Raw genomic sequence first — 22,247 nt, forward strand, 5'->3', positions numbered from 1 at the left:
GTCACGTTGAATTTACGTGACCAACTACTAGAAATCATCCAAGCCAGTGACAAAGCACTGACGGTGGACCAATTGACCGAGCGTCTTGCGCTCGAGTCGACGGATGCCTTTAAAGAGCTCATCCGCACCTTGAACACCCTCGAAGAAGAGGGCTTAATCGGCCGCACCCGGACGAACCGTTACGGGACGCTCGCCGTGCTCGGCCAAGCAGCGGGAATCATCTCGATTCACCAACGCGGCTTCGGCTTCTTGTCGGTCGAAGGGGAGACGGAGGACGTGTTCCTTCCGCCCGACCAATTAAAAGACGTCTACCACGGGGACACGATTCTCGTCAAAAAACGTGAGGACAACCGCGGCAAGACCGAGGGCGTGCTCCTCAAAGTCTTGAAGCGTGGCTTGTCGGAGTTCGTCGGGACGTATACGCTCCCGAGCGGACGCCTCGACCAGTTCGCCTTCATCGAGCCGGACGACAAGCGCATCAACTTCTGGCCGGTCGTCAACCCGGACAAATCGCTCGGTGCCGTCGATGGCCATAAAGTCGTCGTCCGCATCACGAAATATCCGGACGGACGTTTCGCCGGAGCGTGTGACGTCGTCCGCATCATCGGACACAAGAACGACCCAGGCGTCGACATCTTGTCGATCGTCTATAAGCACGGCATCCCGACGGAGTTCCCGGAAGATGTCATCGACCAGGCGAACGCCGTACCGGACGAGGCCGACGAGAAAGACTTCATGGGCCGCGTCGACCTTCGTAACGAGACGATCTTCACGATTGATGGCGAAGACGCGAAAGACTTGGACGATGCCGTCCACGTCAAGAAACTCGACAACGGTAACTATGAGCTCGGCGTCCACATCGCCGACGTGTCACATTACGTGACGGAAGGGTCACCGCTCGACGTCGAGGCGTTCGAACGGGGGACGAGTGTGTATCTCGTCGACCGCGTCATCCCGATGTTGCCGCACCGTCTCTCGAACGGGATTTGTTCACTCAACCCGCACGTCAACCGGTTGACGCTCAGCTGCGTCATGGAGATCTCCCCGCAAAACGGGAAGGTCGTCCACCATGAGCTGTTCCCGAGTGTCATCAAGACGACGGAGCGGATGACGTATATGAACGTCCGCGAGATCATCGAACGCGATGACGAAGCGACGCTCGAACGCTACGAGCCGTATATCCCGTTGTTCGACCTCATGGCCGAACTCGCGGAAGTGCTCCGCAAGCGCCGTAACTCGCGCGGTGCCATCAACTTCGATTTCGCCGAGGCGAAAGTCGTCGTCGACGAGGAAGGCAAACCGGCCGATATCGTCTTGCGTCCGCGCTCGGTCGCCGAGAAGTTGATCGAGGAGTTCATGCTCGCGGCCAACGAGACGGTCGCCGAACACTTCCACAAGATGGACGTGCCGTTCATCTATCGTGTGCACGATAACCCGAAATCGGACAAGCTCGATTTCTTCTTCGACTTCGTCGCGAACTTCGGCGTGCATATCGAGCGGTTCAAAGGCCAGAAGGTCGAACCGAAGACGCTTCAGAAGATTTTGAAGGCGATCTCGGGTGAACCGGAAGAGCCGGTCATCAGCACGATCATGCTCCGTTCGATGCAACAGGCGAAGTACGACGATGTCTCGCTCGGTCACTTCGGCCTGGCGACCGACTTCTATACGCACTTCACGTCACCGATTCGTCGATACCCGGACTTGATCGTCCACCGTCTCATGCGCACGTATGCTTTCAACGGCGACGTGTCAGAGAAGACGATCGCCAAGTACGAGGACCGTCTCGGTTCGATCGCCGAACAGGCGTCGAAACGCGAGCGTCGTTCGGTCGATGCCGAACGTGAGACGCAAGCCTTGAAGAAAGCCGAGTACATGGAATCACGTCTCGGTGAAGAGTTCGATGGCGTCGTCAGCGGTGTCACGAACTTCGGGATGTTTATCGAGCTTCCGAACACGATCGAAGGACTCGTTCGTCTCCAGTCGATGGATGACTACTACCACTTCGACGAGTCGCAGCTCATGTTGCTCGGCGAGCGGACGAAACGTCAGTTCCGAATCGGTGACGCGGTGCGCGTCAAGGTCGACGCCGTCAACTTGGACGAGCGCACGATCGACTTCACCGTCGTCGGCATGCCGAAGCGGGAACAGTCGCGCCGTCGCCAACCGACGACGATTAAAGCGACGGAAGGTCGTCCGAAGAAGGATGACAAAAAAGGCCGCGGCCGTGACGACAAACGTCCGAAGCGCGGCAAGCCGGGCAAACCAGGGAAACCGGGCCAAGCCGGGAAACCGTCGAAACCAGGCGAGAAGCCGAAGTCGTCGCAAGGACGGTCGGCGCTCGACTTGAAGAAGAAAGACGGTCAAAAACGTAAAGGCGACGCCAAACGCGGAGCGAAGAAGCGTCGCTGACGGGAGGGGGCGACCCCTCCTCTATATTGAAGTAAAGGACTGAATGTCTATGGCCAAGAAGAAAGATTCGAACGCGCTCGCGCAAAACCGAAAAGCGTCCTTCGATTATGCGATCGAAGATACGATTGAAGCCGGCATGGTGTTGACGGGGACCGAGATTAAATCGGTGCGCCAGTCAAAGATCAACATCGCCGACGCGTATGTCCGCTTTGATGGTGGCGAGGCGACGCTTCATAACTGTCATATCAGCCCGTTCGAGCAAGGGAACCGGTTCAACCACGAGCCGCTTCGTGTCCGAAAGCTATTGTTGCATAAGAAGCAAATCAATCAGCTCATCGGCGCGCAAGGGCGTGACGGGTATACGATCATCCCGCTCAAAGTGTATCTCAAGAACGGCTTCGCCAAATGTCTCCTCGGCATCGGGCGCGGGAAGAAGAAGTATGACAAGCGCGACGACTTGAAGAAGAAAGACGCGAAGCGTGACGTCGACCGGGCACTCCGGGACCGGCAAAAATACTGACAGCGAGACCTGATTGTGGTATAGTTGTTGTAGTACCAATTACCACCTCGGGGACGTTATGGATTCGACGGGGGTAGGTCGGTCGTATGTGGCGTGTCGAGGGGTCGGCCTCGTTAAAACGCAAACGCCTATAACTGGCAAAACTAACACACAACTCGCAGCAGCCTAAGTGCCCTGCGGATCCTGACATCCATCGCTTGTGTGGATGACTTTCAGGGTCTCAAACTAAGCAAGCTACGCTTCAACCTCGCCGTCTGAGGGCGCGAAGAAGAGATGAATCAGACTGGATGCGACAACGCCTGTTTATCGGCAGTGTCACATTGAGATTCAATAGATAAACTATACACGTAGAAGCATGCGTTACGATGCCTTCGGACGCGGGTTCGACTCCCGCCGTCTCCATTAATTAGAAAAGACCTTTGGACTTCAAAGGTCTTTTCTAATTAATTTTTAAAAACAAAATAGATATATGTATAAATAATAACTCCATTAGAGGTGAAGTGATGAAAGAAAAAAATATAGGTAAAACTAAAATTGTTGGATATTCACTTGCTATTCTTTCATTCGTTTGGGCATTCCTATCCTTTTTTCTAAGTAAATATAGTGGTTTATCAAATTTGAACTTTATTTTAATTACCGTTATTTTAGTAATTGCTACTATTTTAAGTTTTATGATAGATTTGAAAAACTCAGAAATAAATGACTTAAGAGAAGACATAAAGAATAATATAGTTGGATTGTTATCTTCTTATGATAGATTAGCCAAATTCGAAAGTGATGAACGTTATAATAAAATTTTCGAAAAGTTTGTAAATTTTGAAAAACAGGTTATTGGTGTGCAAACATATTCTTATTCATTGTCTTCTTCATCATTTAAAAATAAAATAAAGATAGAATATCAGAATGGTTACACAGAAGAAAATCATGATATTAATGCCATAATTCAAAGTTACTATTCTTTTCAAAAAACTGATTTAAAAATAGTGGATAAAAGCTTGAAGAAACTAATCATATTTTCAGATTCTTCAAGAGCCCAAGAGTATTTTCTTTCTAAAATTTCTCAAGTTAAAAATCACTCATTTATTCCTAAGGAAGAACATTTAGCACTTTTAAGTATTGTGGAAGAAAATTTAACAAAGCACTTAGATATTTCATTAGAGGACGATTTATACAATGTTATTGGTGTTAAAAGACCTAGCTCAAAAAAAAGATTAGGAATTGCTAAAGCTATATTAAGTTTTGAGTTTTTTCAAATTAGTACTGCTTATAGTTTTGGATATTCGGGTAATAGTAAAGACAAAGACGATAGAAGATATTTAACTTATATAGTTGAGTCTTATACAGGTGAAAAAAAACTGTACCTAATTGTATACCGTATTGAAAATTCAAAGAATCAAAATGAAGTTAGTGATTTAGAAGAACATATATTATTTTCTTTTAAGAACTTTCTAAATAATAATAATCTTATTGAAAAACGTTTAAATATTAGTGACCAATCAGAATGGGGGCTTGATTCAATTGCAAAAAAAATTCGTTCAAACTTCTAACGGCATTAGTTTAGATCAAAAGAAAACATTCCTTAAAAAGTTACAAGAAGCTGGATTTAAAAATGCAAAAATTAATAATACTCAACCAGCCAAGAAAGAGCTTCATGATAAAGAGTTATTAATTATTAAATAACTGAAAACTCAAATTTAAAAGAGTGATAGACGCTTAATAAAGTGTTTATCACTCTTTTTTTGTATAATATATTGAATATATTTTTTTGAAAATTAAGTAATATAAAACCAAAATAAAATTCAAATAAGTATAATAAGGATAATGATTACTTTTTACAACTTATATTGGAGGAGAGTTAATGAATAATTTAGCTGGAAATGAGTATGAAGAGCTTATTACAGATTTAGAGAAATTGTTAAATACTATGTATGTTTATAAGAATGATTTTTCTATTACTAATGGCAATTTACATATTGGAACTTGTATTAATTATGCTGATTTACTTGAAATGAGAGATGAATTTTTAAATGAATTAATATATACAATTATTGAATATGTGTATTCTTCAACAAAGCAAGAGAAATTAATTAAAAAATTTAAAACCGGAAGAAATATTTCGGCAGCATATTCCAAATTATTTCAACATTCAAAAAGTAAGTTTAGAAAGTCTTCATTGCAAGGGCAATTTTCTGAACTTTTAATATTTAATTTATTGCAATATTACTATAATGCTGTTCCTCTTTTAAGAAAAATGGCAATTACGACAAATCCGGAACTTGAGAGAAATGGTGCAGATGCTATACATATAGCGAAAGAAAATGATAAATATCTAATTTATTTAGCTGAAGCAAAAACCTATAACAGAAATAATTCTGCTTCTGGTTTAAAAGAGGCTCTTAAAGATGCTACTAAAGATATGATAAATAAACATTATATTCGTCATCGAGAAGAATTAAATTTATATGTCTATGATGATTTTATTTCAAAAGATTTTGAGGAGATAGCCGAAAACTACAAAGAAGGTAGTTTTTCTGGAAATTATGAAGTTCACATGGTATGTATTGTCTCTTATGATTTTAAATCTGATATTGATCTGTCTACGAGAGACACAGCTCTACAGTCTATGATTGATGATATTCAAAAAGGAACAACAAACATCATGACATCAAAAGCATTCAAAGGTATTCCTACACATTTATTATCAAGAATTCATTATATTATCTTTCCAGTAAAGGATTTAGAGAATCTTATCGAAAAATTCACAGAGAAGTTGAGAGGGTGAAGTGACTATGGAAAAAGAAATTTATATAATTAATAGATTATTGGAGCACGATTTAAAAAAATTTGCATTTAAAATTGGCGCAATTAAAAATCCCCCTCATTTAAAGACTTCTGAGGCAGTTGAAGCTTTAAACATTGCTGAGAAACTATCTAGAGATTATTTGAACGAAGATGCTAAGCAAAGATGCTTATTAATTTGTGCGCTGATTTGGGAGCATAAAAATTCTGAATGGGATGCATTACCTAGTTATTTAACAAGATTACTAGCAAGAATTGGTTTGATACCTGTAACGAAAATGTTAAGTAAGGATGAGAGTTTTGAAAGTACGGGTAGTGTGATTGATGATTTGTATTTTTCTTCAAATCTTCATAAAGCTGAGGTGTCTTTAACGGAGGGCAAAAATTTGATTTTATCTAACTTCCAAAAAAAATTATGGGATAGTATTGATAAGTACAATTTTTTGGGGGTTTCAGCACCAACATCTGCAGGTAAAAGCTATATCTTAGTAAATAAAGTCATTCAATCACTTTTAAACGAGAATAGAAATTTCTTATTTGTAGTACCAACTATAAGTTTAATTAATCAATTATCAAATGATTTTAGAAAAGCACTTAAAAATTTCAGTATTGATGATTGTGACATTCATCATTTTATTCCGATAGAAAGTAACGATTTTTTGTCTAAAAATATATACATACTAACTCAAGAGCGTTTAATGTCGGGAATAAACAGTAACAGTATAAATTTGAATGACTTAGATATTGCCATCTTTGATGAAATTCAAAATATTGAGAGAGCACATTTGGAAGAGGATGAAAGGGCTAAAAGATTACACGAATCGATTCTGACTTTATTACATGATTTTAAACCTAAAAAAATGATTATTAGTGGCCCAAGAATAAATAATATTTCTGACTTAACTAAGAAATTGTTTGGAGAAAATTCTATAAGTATTACTACAGAATTACCACCTGTGTTAAATATGACTTATTCATTTTCATACTTCGAAAAAAAATTAAAATTGAAGCAATATAATTATGTTGTCAATGATGTTCACGAATTAGAGCTTGAAAACACTTTTATAAAACAAAATTTATTTGGAAAACAAAATTACAATAAAAACATAATTGAATTAGTAAACAACTTAATAAACAATTTGAATAGTGATCAATCCGGTACAATCATTTTCTCACCTACTTCCAAGCAATCATCAAAAATTGCAAAGTTATTAACAGAAGAGAAGTCAAATATAGAAAAAAATGAATCTGTAGATTCACTTTCTGACTATATTAGTGAAACAATTCATCCTAATTATGAATTGGTTACAACTGTTAAAAAAGGTGTGGGATATCATCATGGTAAAATGCCCCTTCATTTAAGAAACGTAATTGAGATTGCCTTCAAGGAATTTAATATTCGTAACTTAGTGTGTACCACTACGTTAATACAAGGGGTAAACCTCCCTGCTAAAAACATTATTACTAGAAATCCAAATTTGTACACGAAACGAAGTAACAACCATAGTAATCCAACTTTAACAGGATATGAATTTGGAAATTTGAGAGGGAGAGCAGGGAGATTGATGCAGGATTTTCTTGGAAGAACAATTATTCTTGACGAAGAAATGTTTCTTGAAAAGTCTATTAATCCTGCAGTGAACCCTACAAGGACTATTGAACCTAGTTATCAAACTAGATTTAAAAGAAACGAAAAAAAATTAAATAGCATTTTAATAAATAATTTAGAAGTTGAAAAATCAATACCTGATAAAGATATAATTATTTATATAAGACAGATGGTTATAAAATATGGGGAAGAATCTGATGAAATATTGCAGAAAGTTGGAATTTTTTTGACGCCTTCGGTTTTAAATAGTGTTAAAGACTCAATGAGCCGATTGTCTTTAGACATTCACACCCTCGCTTCTAATCGTTATTGGGATCCGTTGACCCTTACAAGACTGCATGAATTAAACTTAAGAAATAGGTTTCCAAATATACCAACAACACCCTTTGATAAAGAATACGTGAGGAAGATATTCGAATGCTTAATCTTCTTGGAAAAACATTGTCCTATACAGTTTTATAAATATTTTAAAACTAGTCCCTTAACGAATCGAACATTCTTCTATAGATTGATTGTTAAAGCTCAATCATGGAGTCAAGGTAAATCTTTAAATGAAATAATTTCTTGGAAACAGGAAATCACTAATGAGGATATTGAAACTACATTAGATGATGTAAACAAATACGTCCAATATAATTTACCAACTATCCTAAAACCACTGGTTGATATAAATGGTGAAGAAAATAACATTCTATATTTTATGGAGACGGGTGTATTTAGTTTATTTGAAAGAGAGTTAATTGAATTAGGTTTGAATAGGGAGCTTGCTATAAGAGTGACAAAACAACTTAAAACACCAACTTTTAAAAAAAATCTTTCTGGGCCTACAAGAAAAATAGAATTGAAGCAATTTTTAATAAAGAATAAGAGCGTTTTAAATTATTGGGATAGAAAACAAATTGATTTAATCATTTAATTAAAAAAATAAAAGAAAAATTATTAAAACCGTGTAAAAGATTGTGAGTCGAGAGTAAGAGATGCTTGTAGCTGAAGGTCATTTATTTAACATAAGTAGATTTGTGGCGCTCCATACAACAATTTTTAATGAATGCGACACATACGACGACGTACAAGCATATGCTTATGAAGGCGTTGCTCGAATGCACGACCGAACTAAGTGATTCCGGTGTAGTGACGTTCGAGCAAATTTCAAGACACGTGACGAAGATGTATTGGAATTTGATTGTGAAACACGGATTGCGACAAGTGAATCAACTTGAGAAATTGAGCTCGGTCGAAAAAACGATGCTCACGTTTCAAGCGACACATGAAATTCCGTCCACTTGGAACTTTGATCGTCTGCCGGTTCAGCAGCAACAACAATTGATTCGAAACGTGAATCAGTTCTATAAGAAGTACGTGTACGGATCGTTCTATGCCTCGTTCGAGGGGACCGTCTATTCATTCAATCGGAAAGAAGAGTGGGTCAAACTTGTGCCGAGCTACGTCATCTTTTTTGAGAAATATAAACGGGTATTGATGAATGTTACGAATTATCAACTCGCCGTCTTTCTGGAAAAATACAATACACGCGAAGCGATGGAGCGAATCTTGAACAAAATCGAATTCGTCTCGGCTCGTCAATCGCTCGACGAGTTCAAACAGATTTTACTGAGTCACGGTCATTCCGTCTGTTTTTATTGCATGAAGCCGCTCAAACAGATTCACGTCGACCATTTTATCCCGTGGTCTTACATACAGAATGATGTTCTATGGAATTTTGTCCTCGCTTGTCCGACTTGTAATACGAGCAAGAACAATCGGATGGCGAAGGTTGATTATCTTTACGCGCTCGTGGAACGAAACCATGAGTTGCGAGTGGCAGAGCAGATGGAGACATACAAAGAGACGAAATTAATTCACCTGTATGACTATGCGGTGCAAAATGGGTTTGAAGCCAATTGGATGCCGAAGTAATTAAAATGAGTCGAACCTGATGAGTAAGGTTCGATTCATTTTATTTTTTTGATTATTCCTTTTTACATACATCTTTTTCAGAACACGTCCAAAAGGATACAGAGATTGGATGAGTATTTAATCCGATAATTTTCCCATAAATTGTATGATAAACTGAAGGGAAGAAGATTGTGAGGGGAACAATGATGAATATTCATTTTGAAAAGATGGACGAAAGAGAACTTACTTCTTATTTGACGTGGTTGATTGATGATTATGCGAACGACGTCGCCCGCAATTATCAATTACCTGCTGCACTGGCGCAAGAAGAGTCGACGCAATTGATTCGTAGCCTGTTTCCAGACAATCAACCGACTGAGGAACAAACAGTCGTCCATGTGATGGACGGTGCGACGCGAGTCGGGATTTTATGGTACGCCTTTCAGGTAGAATCAAAACGTGTCTACATTTATCATGTTTGGATGCACGAAGCCTATCGCGGACGCGGATATGCGACGGCGGCATTGCAACTACTTGAGACGATTACAGCGCACGAACTTGGGGCGACTTCGATTGGGCTGAGTGTATTTGGCTCAAATCCGGATGCTCAGCGACTTTATGCACGCCTCGGATTCCAACAAGCTTCGATTGCGATGAATAAGCGTTTGGGAGAGGTGTCGAAGTGAGGCGCTTTTGGAAATGGACATTAATTGCGATTGGGGTGCTTGCCGTAGGGATGGGAGGACTCGCTTTTATGTTCAATCAGTCGATGCAGTCAGATCCCGATGAAGAAGCAAAAGCAATCCAACTCGCTGAGCCGTATGTAGCGGAGCGTTTCGACAATGCCGAATTGACGACAGAGGTCACGTTCGACAACATGGGAAATTTCCCGTTCGAATATGCGGCGACTGCAGTTGATTCCGTGACTGGGACCGAGTTTTTCGTCTATGCGGATGAGACGACAGGGGAAGTCGTCGACACGTTTCTCGCATCGAAATGGGAAGACGACGTGACGGATGCCATCGAAGATTCGGTCATGACGGCGTTTGGTCACGACGTCACGTACGACGTTTTTTACGATGAAGTAGCCGTGCGACAACTCGACGCCTCGGCGGCGAACCCGCTCGCCTATAAAACAGCCGACGTCGTACCGACAATCTTGGTGACGATTCATCGGGAGCCAGCATCAGGAGACGAGGCACTCGTTCGGACTTGGATGGCGGCGCTACAAGAGAGCGACATGTTACGCCGTGCGGAAGTTCATGTCGACTATATCGCTAAAAACGGAGAAATTCTCAATGACGGGACCCCGTTAATTCTATCGTTCTAATAAAAAAACACTTTCTGCGCGCAGGAAGTGTTTTTGTTCAGTTTATCGTCACCACAAGTTAAACAAATCCGCCACAATCGCATCACTTCCGTCTCGGAACATGAACAAGCCGAGTGCGATTAACAGACCGCCGATGACGAGGCTGCCGAACCGTATCAGTCCGTTCGTGTTCTTTTTGAATAAGCCGCGAATTACGAGCCCTCCACCGATCACTAGCATCAAGAAATACCAAAACCCCATAGCCATTCCTCCTCTGCCTGTAGTTGAGTCTAGTTTACATATATTTTCCAGTACATACTGTAGGGCGTGAGACTGATTTAATCTCAGTCCAAGACGGGTACAGTACCTCTATGTGCAAATAAAGGGGAGAGTGACCACTATGCGAAAAACCATCGTCATCGCGGGCGCGAGCGGCTATATCGGCTCGAACGTGATGGACCATCTAAAAGAAGAATATGACATCATCGCCTTGTCCCGCTCAACGAAAAACAAGGAAAACGAGGACCACATCACGTGGCGGTCGTGCGATTTATTCTCGTATGAACAGACACGTGAGGCGTGCGAGGGGGCGGACTACGCCATGTTCCTCGTCCACTCGATGATTCCGGACGGCGGATTGACGCAGGCGACGTTCGAAGACATGGACGCGCTCATCGCCGACAACTTCGCCCGTGCGACAAAAGCGAACGACATCGAACAAATCGTCTACTTGAGCGGCATCATTCCGAAAGAGTCGAAGACGTTGTCTCGTCACTTGAAGAGCCGGCTCGAAGTCGAACGGATTCTCGGCGGGCAAGGGGTGCCGGTGACGACGATTCGGGCCGGGCTCATCATCGGTCCAGAAGGCTCATCGTTCCCGATTCTCGCGAAGCTCGTCAAACGGTTGCCGGTCATGATTCTCCCGAACTGGACGAAGACGGAGACACATCCGATCGATTTGCGCGAAGCGGTCCAGGCGCTCATCTCGGTCGTTGGGGCCGAGGCGCTGTACGACCATCATATCGATATCGGTGGACCGGAAGTGATGACGTATCGCAAGATGATTGAAGACACGGCTGACGTCATGGGCAAACGTCGCGTCATGATCGACTTCCCGTTCCCGACGATCAAACTGTCCCGCCTCTGGGTCATGGCCGTGACGGGTGAACCGAAAGACACGGTCTATCCGCTCGTCGAGAGCATGGGCCACGCCATGGTCGCGAAAGACACGACCGGCGTCAAACAAGGAGAAATCCCGTTCAAGGAAGCGGTCGAGCACGCACTTGAGGAAGAAGAGAAACAGAAGTCAGGCGGCGGCAAGAAGAAAAAAGCGCCGCAACAGTACACGGTCCGCTCGATTCAACGGTTCGGCCTGCCCGAGAACAAGTCGGCGCTATGGATGGCCGACACGTATTTCGAGTGGCTCGGCCGGCTCGCGTATCCGCTCATCCAGACGACGAAAGAGGACGATGACTGGGAAATCGCGCTCCTCCGTCCGTCACTCGTCGCACTCCATCTGTCGCTCGAAGACGAGGCGACGGACGACATGGCGTCCTATTCCATCGACGGCGGCATGTTCGCGAAGTTGAGTGAGGATGACAAGACAGGCCGGCTCGAGTTCAGACGGCTCCCGGAGTCAGAAGAAGGGCTCGTCGCCATCCACGAGTTCGTGCCGGCGCTGCCGTGGTGGTTCTATACGAAGACGCAGGCGAAAGCCCACCTCGTCGTCATGTGGCTGTTCGGCCGTCACGTCCGTCTGCTTGGGGAAGATGCGGACGAGGGCGACCAAGTCGTCGAAGCACCGACGAATTAACGAAGACGCATCCATCGCGATGCGTCTTTGTTTTGTCGATTATGTTAACGTTTTGCCGGAATCGTTTACAAAGGGCAGGGACAGGCGTACACTGAACTCGTTTTCGACATAATGGAAAGAAGGAATGCAAGAATGGACAACTTCATGACATCACGCCAAGGATGGCAAAAAGACATCTCGGCCGGGATCACCGTCGGGGTCGTCGCCGTGCCGCTCGCGATGGCGTTTGCGATCGCCTCAGGTGTCGGACCGGTGTACGGCCTGTACACGGCCATCATCGCTGGAATCCTCGTCAGCCTGTTCGGGGGCTCGACGTTCCAAATCGCAGGACCGACCGGCGCCTTCATCCCGATCGTCTCGGGCGTCATGCTCGCGCATGGCTATGAAGGATTGCTCGTGACGACGTTCCTCGCCGGCTTGCTCTTATTCCTCATGAGCGTACTCCGCGTCGGACGACTCATCCGCTTCATGCCGCGCGCCGTCACAATCGGGTTCACGGCCGGGATCGCCGTCGTCATCTTCGTCGACCAGCTCGATGAACTGTTTGGCATCTCGTTTCAAAAGGCGCCGCACTTCCACGAGAATTTACTGAAGCTCGTGACGTCGTTACATGAAGCGAGCTTATGGCCTGTCTTCATTGCCGCCATCGGTTTCTTGACGCTCTGGCTCGTACCGAAACTGCCTGTAAAATTGCCGCTTCTCTTGATGGCGATGCTCGTGCCGACGTTCGTCAGTCTTGTCATCCCAGGGGAAGTCGCGACGATCGGTAGTGCCTATGGCGGCATCCCGAGCGGACTGCCTGAGTTCAACTGGCTCGCGATCGACCTCGATTTGATTGCGACGCTGTTGCCATCGGCATTCGCCATCGCCTTCCTCGGGGCGCTCGAGTCGCTATTGTCGGGTGCGGTCGCGGACGGCATGGCCGGTACGAAGATGAACCCGGACAAGGAACTGTTCGGGCAAGGGCTCGCCAACGTCGTCGTCCCGTTCTTCGGCGGGATCCCGGCGACCGGCGCCATCGCCCGGACGGCGACGAACATTCAAGCAGGGGCCGTCAGCCGCCGTTCCGGCGTCATCCACGGGTTGACGGTGCTCCTCGCCGTGCTCGTATTGGCACCGCTCGCGAGCTATGTCCCGCTGGCCGCACTCGCCCCAATCTTGATGCGCGTCGCTTGGAACATGTCGGAGCGGCATCACGTCTTCGAGATGATCAAGCATCGGTCGGCCGAATCGCTCGTCCTGCTGATTACGCTCGGGCTGACCGTGTTCGTCGACCTCGTCGTCGCCGTCGAGGTCGGGGTCATCTGTGCGCTCGCCTTGTTCGCGAAACGGATGGCCGATACGATCGACGTCCGCGAACAGACGGAACGGTACGTGACGCGCGACGGTCAAGTCGTCTTCAGCGTCGAAGGACCGCTCTTCTTCGGGGCGATCGAGATGTTCGAGCACGTGTTGCATCATATCCATGACGAGCCTGACGTCTTCATCTTCAACTTCCACCGCTGTCCGGTCATCGATGTGACGGCCGTCGAAGAGATTCGCCGCGTCGTCCGCGAGTTGAAAGCGGCCGACCGTCGTGTCGTCTTCGCGCACTTGTCGGCACCCGTGCGCCAGACGCTCACGCATTACGGCGTGCTCGACCACGTCGACACGTTCGAGACGACGCAGGAAGCGATTGACGCGTCTTAACGGACGGACAGAATCTGACCGAACGGGATGCGAAGCACGTCCGTGTCGAACAGCTCGACTTCACGCTCGGCATAATAGATGGCGTGGACGTAGCCGCGCACCGTATGGGTCATGCCGTTGTCGAACAGCGTCAGCTCGACGGCGTCGCCTTCACGGATGGCGCGTTCGAGCTCGGTCTGCCATAAGTAGAGGAGCTGCTCATCCAAGTCAGGCAGCTCGATTTTTTGGACGTGGGCGTAATATTTCTTTAGCAGCGCCACGTGCTCGGGCATGAGGAACGGGATCCATTTCAATTCACCGCGGTCTTTGTAGCGGGTCTGGCTCATGACGATTCACCTCCTTGTTTATGTCCGCCGATGAGGCGTTGCCGCGTCCGGAGCGGACTGTCTTTCAGTAAACTCGATGCTGGGCGGATCGTGCCGCGCCCGAAGCGGACGTTCAAGCGATCGACGAGGTCGAGGAAGTCGAACCGGCGCGCCCGGGCCCACTCGTCCTCGAAGAAGGAGAGCTGAACGTGGTCACTCCTTGGCTCGAGCTTACCGAGGGCGACCGAGACGTAACGGACGGCCTCCGTCTCGTCCCAGGCGTCGAGGAAGAGCGTCAACAATACCGGCAAGAACTCGCGCTCGTCCGCTGTGAAGCGGGCGAGTTTTTTTTGTTTGCTGAACCCGCGCCGCTCGCTCGTCCGGGTGTAACGGACACCAAGATGGACGCTCCCGCCGACGAGACCGGCCTGTCGCGTCCGCATGCCGACCTCGACGGCAATCGCCTGCAAGACGAGCCGGATGGCCGCGTACGTCGCATAGTCCTTCATGAGCGTGATGCCGTGGCCAATCGTCCGGGGCCGTTGCCGTTTCGCCCCGAACAGGGAGCTCGGCGGGAGGATCGTCGGCGATTCGTCGATGCCCCAGGCGTGATGCCACAGTTCGGCGCCGATGACGCCGAACTTCTCATGGAGCGTCTCGAGCGGATAGCGGGCGAGGTCACCGATCGTCTCGATGCCGAGCCGCCGGAGATGGACTTCCATCTTCGCCCCGACGCCCCACATCTTGCCGATCGGGGCCGGGTGGATCAACTTCTCGACGTCGTGGAGGAAACAGCTGGCGACGCCGGTCTTCTTCCCATGCAGGTCGAGGACGAGCTTGGCGAGGACGTTGTTCGGTCCGATGCCGATTGTGACCGGGATGCCGGTGTAGCGGAACACGGTCGAGCGGATGAGGCGGGCGACGTGCGCATCGTTCCCAAACAGCCGCTCCGTCCCGGTCAAGTCGACGAGCGTCTCGTCGACCGAGTAGACACGGATCGCCTCGGGGGGTGCGAACTGATGCAAGATGTGGACGATTTGGACGGACACGTTCAAATAGTGGCTCATCCGGGCCTCGGCGTAGATGACGTGCCGTCGCTCATGCCACGGCAACCGGTCGATGTGAAAGCGCCGGGACCCGGTCTTGATGCCGAGCTGCTTCATCGGCGGCGTCGCGGCGAGGACGAGGGCGCCGTGGTCCTGTAAGTTCGATAAGACGACGAGCTTTGTCTTGTACGGGTTCAACTTGCGGGCGGCGCACTCGCAACTGGCGTAGAACGAGACGCTGTCGATACAAAAAATCCGACGTCGCATAGCCACCTCTCCTTTTTACGAACAAACGTTCTGTTTTTTTCATCGTATCATGGTCTCACGCCGTCTCAAATAGAAAAATGAAAAGAAATTTTGAAAAGAGTTAAAAAAAGGATAGATGGTGAATGAAATTCCATCTTTTTGGAATTTACCGAAATAATAAAGCGAGGCGGAAACAAAATCCGGTATAATGAGAGGGTAGCTAGACAAATATGGTTTCGGACGATGGAGGCTATCCTGTGATTGATTTTGTGAAGCAATTGACCAATGATCAGGCACGACGATTGAAAACCTATAAGAAACAAGTCGAACGCATCAACGCGTACGAGGAGACGATGCGCGCCTTAGACGATGAGGCGCTTCGCCAGTACGCGCTCGAACTGAAACAGCGGCTCACGGACGGTGCGGACGTCCGCGCCATCACGGAGGAAGGGTTCGCCCTCGTCCGCGAGGCATCCGTCCGGACGATCGGGCTCCGTCACTATGACGTCCAGCTCATCGGTGGTCTCGCGCTGCTCGAAGGAAATATCGCCGAGATGCCGACCGGGGAAGGGAAGACGCTCGTCGCGGCTCTCCCGGCGTTCGTCAAGGCGCTCGAAGGGAAAGGCGTCCATGTCATCACGGTAAACGACTATTTGGCGATGCGTGACGCCGAACAGATCGGCAAGATTCATACGTTTCTTGGGCTCACGGTCGGACTGAACGTCCCGGAGATGGAGCTTGCTGACAAACAGGCGGCGTATGCGGCCGACATTACATACGGGGTCGGGACCGAGTTCGGGTTCGACTATCTTCGGGACCACTTGGTCGGCTCGCCGGAAGAACGGGTCCAGCGTCCGTTCCATTTCGCGCTGCTCGATGAAGTCGACAGCGTCTTGATCGACGAGGCGAAGACGCCGCTCATCATTGCCCAGAAGGACGAGTCGCACGACCGCTTGAAACGTCTCGCCCAAACCGTGTTCGGCCAATTGACGGAAGACGACTATACGGTCGACCTCGAGGCGCGCGCCGTCATGTTCTCGGACAAAGGTATCGAGAAAATCGAGGCGTTGTTCTCGGTCGACAACTTGTTTTCCGCCGAGCACCACGTCTTGTATCACTACATGATGCAGGCGCTCCGGGCGAACGTGTTGTTCGAGCGGGACGTCGACTATATCGTCCAAGAAGGCAAAATCGAGTTGATCGACTTGTTCACGGGTCGGGTCATGGAAGGCCGGAGCTTGTCGGAAGGCCTCCATCAGGCGCTCGAGGCGAAAGAACAGCTCGACATCACCGAAGAGAACAAGACGACGGCGGAGATCACGATTCAACACTACTTCCGGATGTACCCGCTCCTCGGCGGCATGACCGGGACGGCGCAGACGTCACGCGAAGAGTTCATGAAGACGTATCAGATGGACGTCGTCCAAGTGCCGACGAACCGGCCGAAGCAGCGCCAAGACCTACCGGACCGCGTCTTTGATACGATTGCCCATAAATATGCGGCGGTCGGTCAAGAAGTCGCGGCCATCCACGCGACGGGACAGCCAATCTTGATCGGGACGACCTCGATCGCCCAGTCGGAGGCCGTCAGTGAACAGCTCGAGCGACAAGGCATCGCGCACGAACTGTTGAACGCGAAGACGGTCGCCCAAGAAGCCGAGATTATCGCCGAGGCGGGACGGCTCGGTCACGTGACGATCGCGACGAACATGGCCGGACGCGGGACCGACATCGTCTTAGACGAGACGGCGCGCGAACGGGGCGGCTTGTATGTCATCGGGACGGAACGGCACGAATCGCTCCGCGTCGACAATCAGCTCCGCGGACGGTCGGGACGTCAAGGCGACCCGGGCATGTCACGTTTCTTCGTCTCGCTCGAGGATGATCTCGTCAAGCGGTACGCCGCCGAGCGGTTGAAACGTGTCGAGCACAAACTGACGCCGGACGAACATGGGGAAGTCCGCCATAAAGAAGCGGGCGACATCATCGAATACGCCCAGACGACGATTGAAGGCGTCGGCGTGTCGGTCCGTGACTACATGTTCAAGCTCGACGACGTCTTGAACGAGCAGCGCCGCATCATCTATACGATTCGCGATGAGGCGGTCGACGCCAATGCGACGGCCATCTTGAACAACGTGCTCGCGATGATGCGCCTCGCGCTCAACGAGACGCTCGACCGTCATATCGCGGCCGACCTCGTCCCGGAAGAGTGGGCGACGGACGCGCTCATCGAGGACTATCTCTATTTGACGCAACAGGCGCCGACGTGGGATGACACGGTCGGGGACAAAGAAGAGTTGAAACAAGCGGTCGCGCCATGGATCGACGGCATCGTCGCGACGGCAGAACAGCGGATCGAGGGCTACCCAGAAGTCATCGCCTTCGCGCGGCAACAACTGCTCAGCCACCTTGATATTCGCTGGACGAACCATTTGACGACGATGAACGCCTTGAAGGAAGGCATCGGGCTCCGCAGCTACGGCCAGGAAGACCCGAGCCGTCAGTTCGGCAAGGAAGGGCTCGAGATTTTCCAAGAGACGTATCTCGATATCGCCCGCGACGTGACGATTCAACTGTGCCAGCTAGATTTATACTTTGCGCAACGGGAAGAGGAGGGGCTGTGACATGTTCGGACTGTTGAAACGAAAGAAAGTCGAGACGATCATCCGCCAAGACGACGAGCGGGCGCTCCGCCTCGTGTTCGATGAAGGGATGGACATCTCGAAAGAAGATGAGTACGTGTTCCGCTATCATGCGACGACGTTGCCGCCGCTCGCGGACAACCAGTTGTCGATCGAGCTGCTCAGTGCGACGAAGAACCCGGGCGGTCTGTCCGTGGTCGCCTTGTTCCGCAACACGGTCGCGACCGAGTTCTCGCTCGACGAGATCCCGGTGCTCTTGTTGAACGAACGCCGCGAACCGCTCGGCCAAAAGATGCTGAGCCGGATGGATTTGCCGTCGTTCGAGGCGATGACGAGTAAGCCCGTCTATCTCGACTTCTTCGAGGAGGAACTGTTCACCGATGTCGACGCTCTCGACACCGAATCGCTCCAACTCGCCTTCCAAATGAACCCGACGGCACCGCTCCAAGACATCTCCGACGGCGAACGGGACGCGTTCCCTGACGTGGCGTGGCATCGCCTGAAGCGGATGAACGTCCTCAGCCGTCCGGTCGCCGAAGGGCAGTTTGATCTGTTGCTCGTCCATCTCGACGTGACCGACACGGAAATCGGTGCCTCGCTCCTCGTCCGGAACGGGTACCCGGGACAGGCGCTCCAAATCCCGCGCCTCCCGCTCGAGTTGATGCAGCGGGACGAGGTCGTCGGCCGAGCCGACGCAACGCTCAACGAACCGATTTTACCGAAACATGATTATCCGCTCCACGTCCGCTTCAAGCGGCCGGAAGGAGACAGCGACGGACCGATCTCGATTCGCATCCGTTCATGACGAAATGACCATCCCTGACACGCGTCGGGGATGGTTTTTTAGGTCCAACAGACTACTTGTGTGAAGTCTAGCCTCTGAACAAGTCGGGCTAAAAAATCGCTTGAAGTGAAGTCGTCTGTTCCGGTAAATCATACCGTTTCATACCTTTTCCATGTTCTCGGAAAGTCGTCTGCAATCAGACCTTTCTTTACCAAATTTTTAAGGAAATAGGACATAGGATTCATTAAAATGAGAGTCCGGCTATGGTATATTTAGTCCGCAATGCACACCACATGAATGGGGAGAAAAATCATGTCTAAATTTACGAAGATGGCCATTGCTACGTCGCTCATCGTCCCAACGCTCATCCCGCTCCAACACGCAGCAGCGGAAGACGAGGACGTCGTCAAACTGCGCTTCTTGGAGACGACCGACTTACATACGAACATCACGAACTACGACTACTTCCAGGACAAGATCGACAACACGATCGGCTTGACGAAAGTGGCGACGTTGATTCAGCAACATCGCATGGAAGCCGGCAAACCGAACACGTTCCTATTCGATAACGGGGATACGATTCAAGGGACGCCGTTCGGGGATTACGTCCGTGAACAGCATCAACAAACACCGGGCACGTTCGAACATCCGATGTACAAAGCGATGTCGGCGCTCGAGTTCGATGCGGTCACACTCGGGAACCACGAGTTCAACTTCGGACTCCAATTCTTGTATGACGCGATGCAAGGCTCAAAAGGCAAGCTCCGCTTCGTCAACTCAAACGTGAAAGACTTGTCGGGTGAGCAGATCGTCTCGAAATATAACGAGGACGGACAAGAAGTCCAAATCATCGAACGCCAAGTCGTCGACGCGGACGGCGAGACGCACACGATCAAAGTCGGTGTCTTCGGGGTCGTACCGCCGAAAATCATGTCGTGGGACTCAAGCAACCTCCAAGGCAAGGTGACAGCGGATGATATCATCCCGTCGGCACGTGAGGCGGTCGCGAAATTGAAAGAGCAAGGCGCGGACGTCGTTGTCGCGCTCGCGCACTCAGGCATCGGGGAAAGTGCGAAGCTCGCCGATCAACAAGAAGACGGGGAAGAGAACGTCGGCTACGCGCTCACGAAAATCGAAGGGCTCGACATGGTCATGACCGGTCACCAACACGGCCGCTTCCCGGACGCGAAAGGCATGTTCGCCACGTTCCCGAACGTGAACATGGATAAAGGGACGATCAACGGCAAGCCGGTCGTCATGGCGAACAACCAAGGGAAAGACCTCGGGGTCATCGACCTCGACCTCGAGCTCGTCGATGGCAAATGGCAAGTACTCGATGCGAACGCGAAACTCGATACGGTCACGGCCGACACACCGGTCGATGCGACGATTCAGGCGCTCATCGATACGGAGCATAAGGCGACGATCGAATACATCAATCGTTCGGTCGGGGAGATTCAAGACGATATCCAAAGCTACTTCGCGCTCGTCCGTGACGATTCGTCGGTCCAGTTCGTGACGAACGCGCAGAAATGGTACGTCGAGAAAGAACTCGCGACAAACCCGGAACTCGCGGCGTATAAAGAACTCCCGCTTCTCTCGGCCGGAGCACCGTTCAAAGCTGGTAACCGTCAATTGACGGACGCCAGCTATTACACGAACATTCCGAAAGGCTCGATCGCATTGAAAAACGTGGCCGACTTGTACGTCTATCCGAACACGCTCGAAGTCGTCAAAGTGACGGGCGCGGACGTGATGGACTGGCTCGAGATGTCAGCCGGGGCGTACAAACAAGTCTCAGACGAGAACGACGAGTTGCTCAACTTGGAGTTCCGCAGTTATAACTTCGATATCCTTGACGGCCTCACGTATGAGATCGATGTCACGGGTCCAGCCAAGTTCGATGCGGGCGGGAAGTTGATCAACGACAAGGCGAACCGCGTCAAGAACGTCGAGTATAACGGCAAACCGATCACGCTCGACCAGGAGTTCCTCGTCGCGACGAACAACTATCGGGCCGGCTCGACGTCGTTCCCGGGTCTCGGTGGTGGGAAGAACATCGTCTACCGTTCGGCTTACGAGACACGGAACGTGATCTCGGACTATATCGTCAACAGCGCAGGCAGCGTCGACTACAAAGCAGACGACAACTGGAAGATCGTCGCCGATGCGAAACGAATCGCGAAATTCGAGACGGCCGACGCCGGCAAACAGTACGTCGACTTGTATGAAGGCATCGAAGCGACCGAGACGACACGTCCGGACGCGGCGAACCGCTTGTTCCGCACGTACACGATCGAGCTCGATCAAGCGGCAGTTGAGATTGCTCTCACGGTGAACACGATCAAACCGGGTGCGAAAGCAGTGACCGGTACGACGACACCGAACGCGACGGTCACGTTGAAAGACGGTGACAAAGTGCTCGCGACAGCGAAAGCGGACAAAGACGGCGCGTATACGCTCGTGACGAAACCGCTCAAACTTCGTCAGTCACTTACCATCGTCTCTGAACTCGATGGGGAGACCGTGACGGAAACGAAAGTCGTCGGAGCTGGCTTCGTCGGCACACCGGCCCTCGCCTCGAAGTTGACGTACGCCAACACGAACGTCATTTCTGGGAAAGTGACGCCGGAGACGAAGTTGACGCTCAAACGTGACGGCAAGACGATCGCCTACGCGACGTCGGACAAAAACGGATCGTTCGAATTCACGAAACGCGCCGGCTTCATCTACGGGGACTATGAAGTCATCGCTAAAGATGTGACCGGAAAAGTCGTCAAAGCGAAGGCGTTCACGTTCAAGAAAGCGGCCATCGCGACACCGAAGAACACGAAAGGCGTGAAGGTCGGAACGAAAGCGCTCATCGGGAAAACGACACCGGGTGCCGTCGTCGTCTTGAAAGACGCGAAAGGCAAACAAGTCGCCAAAGTGAAAGCGAGCTGGGCCGGAACGTATACGTTCACATTCAAAAAAGGCCTTGCTAAAGGAAGCTACGCGGTCATCGCGAGCGACTACACAGGCGCAGGTGCGAAACAAGCGAAGTTCGCATTGAAATAAGCGATTCAACCGAGACGGCGTCCCAACAGGGCGCCGTTTTTTCGCGCTCGAAAAAGTGTCAAAAAAGTGAACGAAACCTCTTACGAAAAAAGGGGAACTGCTGTATAATCAATCACGTAA

Annotated in this window: 17 protein-coding genes and 1 other RNA gene; 15 read left to right on the top strand and 3 right to left on the bottom strand. The window is 49.5% G+C overall.

The window, feature by feature from the left end; genetic code table 11:
• Window positions 1-6 precede the first annotated feature (6 nt).
• The 10 genes from rnr to KNP86_RS03830 all read left to right on the top strand — a co-directional run bounded on the left by rnr (window position 7) and on the right by KNP86_RS03830 (window position 10,563).
• Window positions 7-2,409, top strand: coding sequence for a ribonuclease R (rnr, locus tag KNP86_RS03785; protein ID WP_214752938.1), 2,403 nt, complete (start codon window positions 7-9; stop codon window positions 2,407-2,409).
• Window positions 2,410-2,458: 49 nt separating this feature from the next.
• The gene (smpB, locus tag KNP86_RS03790; RefSeq protein ID WP_029595066.1) at window positions 2,459-2,929 is read left to right on the top strand and encodes an SsrA-binding protein SmpB; all 471 of its coding nucleotides are present in this window, start codon (window positions 2,459-2,461) and stop codon (window positions 2,927-2,929) included.
• Window positions 2,930-2,978: 49 nt separating this feature from the next.
• Window positions 2,979-3,334: a transfer-messenger RNA gene (gene ssrA / locus KNP86_RS03795) on the top strand.
• A 98-nt stretch (window positions 3,335-3,432) separates the two neighbouring features.
• Window positions 3,433-4,476, top strand: coding sequence for a hypothetical protein (locus tag KNP86_RS03800; protein WP_214752940.1), 1,044 nt, complete (start codon window positions 3,433-3,435; stop codon window positions 4,474-4,476).
• The gene (locus tag KNP86_RS03805; protein ID WP_214752942.1) at window positions 4,448-4,609 is read left to right on the top strand and encodes a hypothetical protein; all 162 of its coding nucleotides are present in this window, start codon (window positions 4,448-4,450) and stop codon (window positions 4,607-4,609) included. The genes KNP86_RS03800 and KNP86_RS03805 overlap by 29 nt, the downstream gene beginning before the upstream one ends.
• A gap of 178 nt (window positions 4,610-4,787) precedes the next feature.
• Entirely contained in the window at window positions 4,788-5,711 is a 924-nt protein-coding gene (locus tag KNP86_RS03810) for a HamA C-terminal domain-containing protein (protein WP_214752944.1), read from the top strand.
• A 7-nt stretch (window positions 5,712-5,718) separates the two neighbouring features.
• Entirely contained in the window at window positions 5,719-8,253 is a 2,535-nt protein-coding gene (locus KNP86_RS03815) for a DEAD/DEAH box helicase (protein WP_214752946.1), read from the top strand.
• A gap of 128 nt (window positions 8,254-8,381) precedes the next feature.
• Complete coding sequence (locus KNP86_RS03820; RefSeq protein ID WP_214752948.1) at window positions 8,382-9,254, top strand: HNH endonuclease; 873 nt, start codon at window positions 8,382-8,384, stop codon at window positions 9,252-9,254.
• Window positions 9,255-9,439: 185 nt separating this feature from the next.
• Window positions 9,440-9,919, top strand: coding sequence for a GNAT family N-acetyltransferase (locus KNP86_RS03825; protein ID WP_214752950.1), 480 nt, complete (start codon window positions 9,440-9,442; stop codon window positions 9,917-9,919).
• Entirely contained in the window at window positions 9,916-10,563 is a 648-nt protein-coding gene (locus tag KNP86_RS03830) for a type IV pilus modification PilV family protein (RefSeq protein ID WP_214752952.1), read from the top strand. The genes KNP86_RS03825 and KNP86_RS03830 overlap by 4 nt, the downstream gene beginning before the upstream one ends.
• Window positions 10,564-10,611: 48 nt before the next feature.
• On the opposite strand, the gene KNP86_RS03835 is transcribed toward KNP86_RS03830, so the two are convergent.
• Window positions 10,612-10,803, bottom strand: a complete 192-nt coding sequence (locus KNP86_RS03835; RefSeq protein ID WP_214752954.1) for a hypothetical protein — start codon at window positions 10,801-10,803, stop codon at window positions 10,612-10,614.
• 139 nt (window positions 10,804-10,942) lie between these two features.
• Between KNP86_RS03835 and KNP86_RS03840 the strand changes: the two genes are divergently transcribed.
• Window positions 10,943-12,355, top strand: a complete 1,413-nt coding sequence (locus KNP86_RS03840; protein ID WP_214752956.1) for an NAD-dependent epimerase/dehydratase family protein — start codon at window positions 10,943-10,945, stop codon at window positions 12,353-12,355.
• A gap of 132 nt (window positions 12,356-12,487) precedes the next feature.
• Window positions 12,488-14,044, top strand: a complete 1,557-nt coding sequence (locus KNP86_RS03845; protein WP_214752958.1) for a SulP family inorganic anion transporter — start codon at window positions 12,488-12,490, stop codon at window positions 14,042-14,044.
• On the opposite strand, the gene KNP86_RS03850 is transcribed toward KNP86_RS03845, so the two are convergent.
• Both KNP86_RS03850 and KNP86_RS03855 read right to left on the bottom strand, forming a co-directional pair.
• Window positions 14,041-14,370, bottom strand: a complete 330-nt coding sequence (locus KNP86_RS03850) for a YolD-like family protein (protein WP_214752960.1) — start codon at window positions 14,368-14,370, stop codon at window positions 14,041-14,043. The genes KNP86_RS03845 and KNP86_RS03850 overlap by 4 nt on opposite strands.
• A complete protein-coding gene (locus KNP86_RS03855) occupies window positions 14,367-15,662 on the bottom strand; it encodes a Y-family DNA polymerase (RefSeq protein ID WP_214752962.1) in 1,296 nt (431 codons plus the stop codon). Before KNP86_RS03855 ends, KNP86_RS03850 begins: the two co-directional genes overlap by 4 nt.
• Window positions 15,663-15,898: 236 nt before the next feature.
• Here KNP86_RS03855 and secA2 point away from each other — a divergent pair, with 236 nt between their 5' ends.
• The 3 genes from secA2 (at window position 15,899) to KNP86_RS03870 (ending at window position 22,127) form a co-directional block, all read left to right on the top strand.
• Window positions 15,899-18,268 (top strand): accessory Sec system translocase SecA2, encoded by a 2,370-nt coding sequence (gene secA2, locus KNP86_RS03860; RefSeq protein WP_214752964.1) that lies wholly within the window; start codon window positions 15,899-15,901, stop codon window positions 18,266-18,268.
• 1 nt (window position 18,269) lies between these two features.
• Window positions 18,270-19,091, top strand: coding sequence for an SLAP domain-containing protein (locus tag KNP86_RS03865; protein ID WP_034778490.1), 822 nt, complete (start codon window positions 18,270-18,272; stop codon window positions 19,089-19,091).
• A gap of 291 nt (window positions 19,092-19,382) precedes the next feature.
• Window positions 19,383-22,127 (top strand): bifunctional 2',3'-cyclic-nucleotide 2'-phosphodiesterase/3'-nucleotidase, encoded by a 2,745-nt coding sequence (locus KNP86_RS03870; protein WP_214752966.1) that lies wholly within the window; start codon window positions 19,383-19,385, stop codon window positions 22,125-22,127.
• The last annotated feature ends 120 nt before the right edge of the window (window positions 22,128-22,247 follow it).

The sequence above is a fragment of the Exiguobacterium sp. s16 genome, assembly GCF_018618115.1.
Taxonomy (GTDB): Bacteria; Bacillota; Bacilli; order Exiguobacteriales; family Exiguobacteriaceae; genus Exiguobacterium; species Exiguobacterium mexicanum_A.

Coding starts and splice junctions, on each gene's coding strand:
- smpB (WP_029595066.1), top strand. CDS start 2,459: ATGGCCAAGAAGAAAGATTCGAACGCGCTCGCGCAAAACCGAAAAGCG.
- KNP86_RS03800 (WP_214752940.1), top strand. CDS start 3,433: ATGAAAGAAAAAAATATAGGTAAAACTAAAATTGTTGGATATTCACTT.
- KNP86_RS03810 (WP_214752944.1), top strand. CDS start 4,788: ATGAATAATTTAGCTGGAAATGAGTATGAAGAGCTTATTACAGATTTA.
- KNP86_RS03815 (WP_214752946.1), top strand. CDS start 5,719: ATGGAAAAAGAAATTTATATAATTAATAGATTATTGGAGCACGATTTA.
- KNP86_RS03820 (WP_214752948.1), top strand. CDS start 8,382: ATGAATGCGACACATACGACGACGTACAAGCATATGCTTATGAAGGCG.
- KNP86_RS03825 (WP_214752950.1), top strand. CDS start 9,440: ATGAATATTCATTTTGAAAAGATGGACGAAAGAGAACTTACTTCTTAT.
- KNP86_RS03835 (WP_214752954.1), bottom strand. CDS start 10,803: ATGGGGTTTTGGTATTTCTTGATGCTAGTGATCGGTGGAGGGCTCGTA.
- KNP86_RS03840 (WP_214752956.1), top strand. CDS start 10,943: ATGCGAAAAACCATCGTCATCGCGGGCGCGAGCGGCTATATCGGCTCG.
- KNP86_RS03845 (WP_214752958.1), top strand. CDS start 12,488: ATGGACAACTTCATGACATCACGCCAAGGATGGCAAAAAGACATCTCG.
- KNP86_RS03850 (WP_214752960.1), bottom strand. CDS start 14,370: ATGAGCCAGACCCGCTACAAAGACCGCGGTGAATTGAAATGGATCCCG.
- KNP86_RS03855 (WP_214752962.1), bottom strand. CDS start 15,662: ATGCGACGTCGGATTTTTTGTATCGACAGCGTCTCGTTCTACGCCAGT.
- KNP86_RS03865 (WP_034778490.1), top strand. CDS start 18,270: ATGTTCGGACTGTTGAAACGAAAGAAAGTCGAGACGATCATCCGCCAA.
- KNP86_RS03870 (WP_214752966.1), top strand. CDS start 19,383: ATGTCTAAATTTACGAAGATGGCCATTGCTACGTCGCTCATCGTCCCA.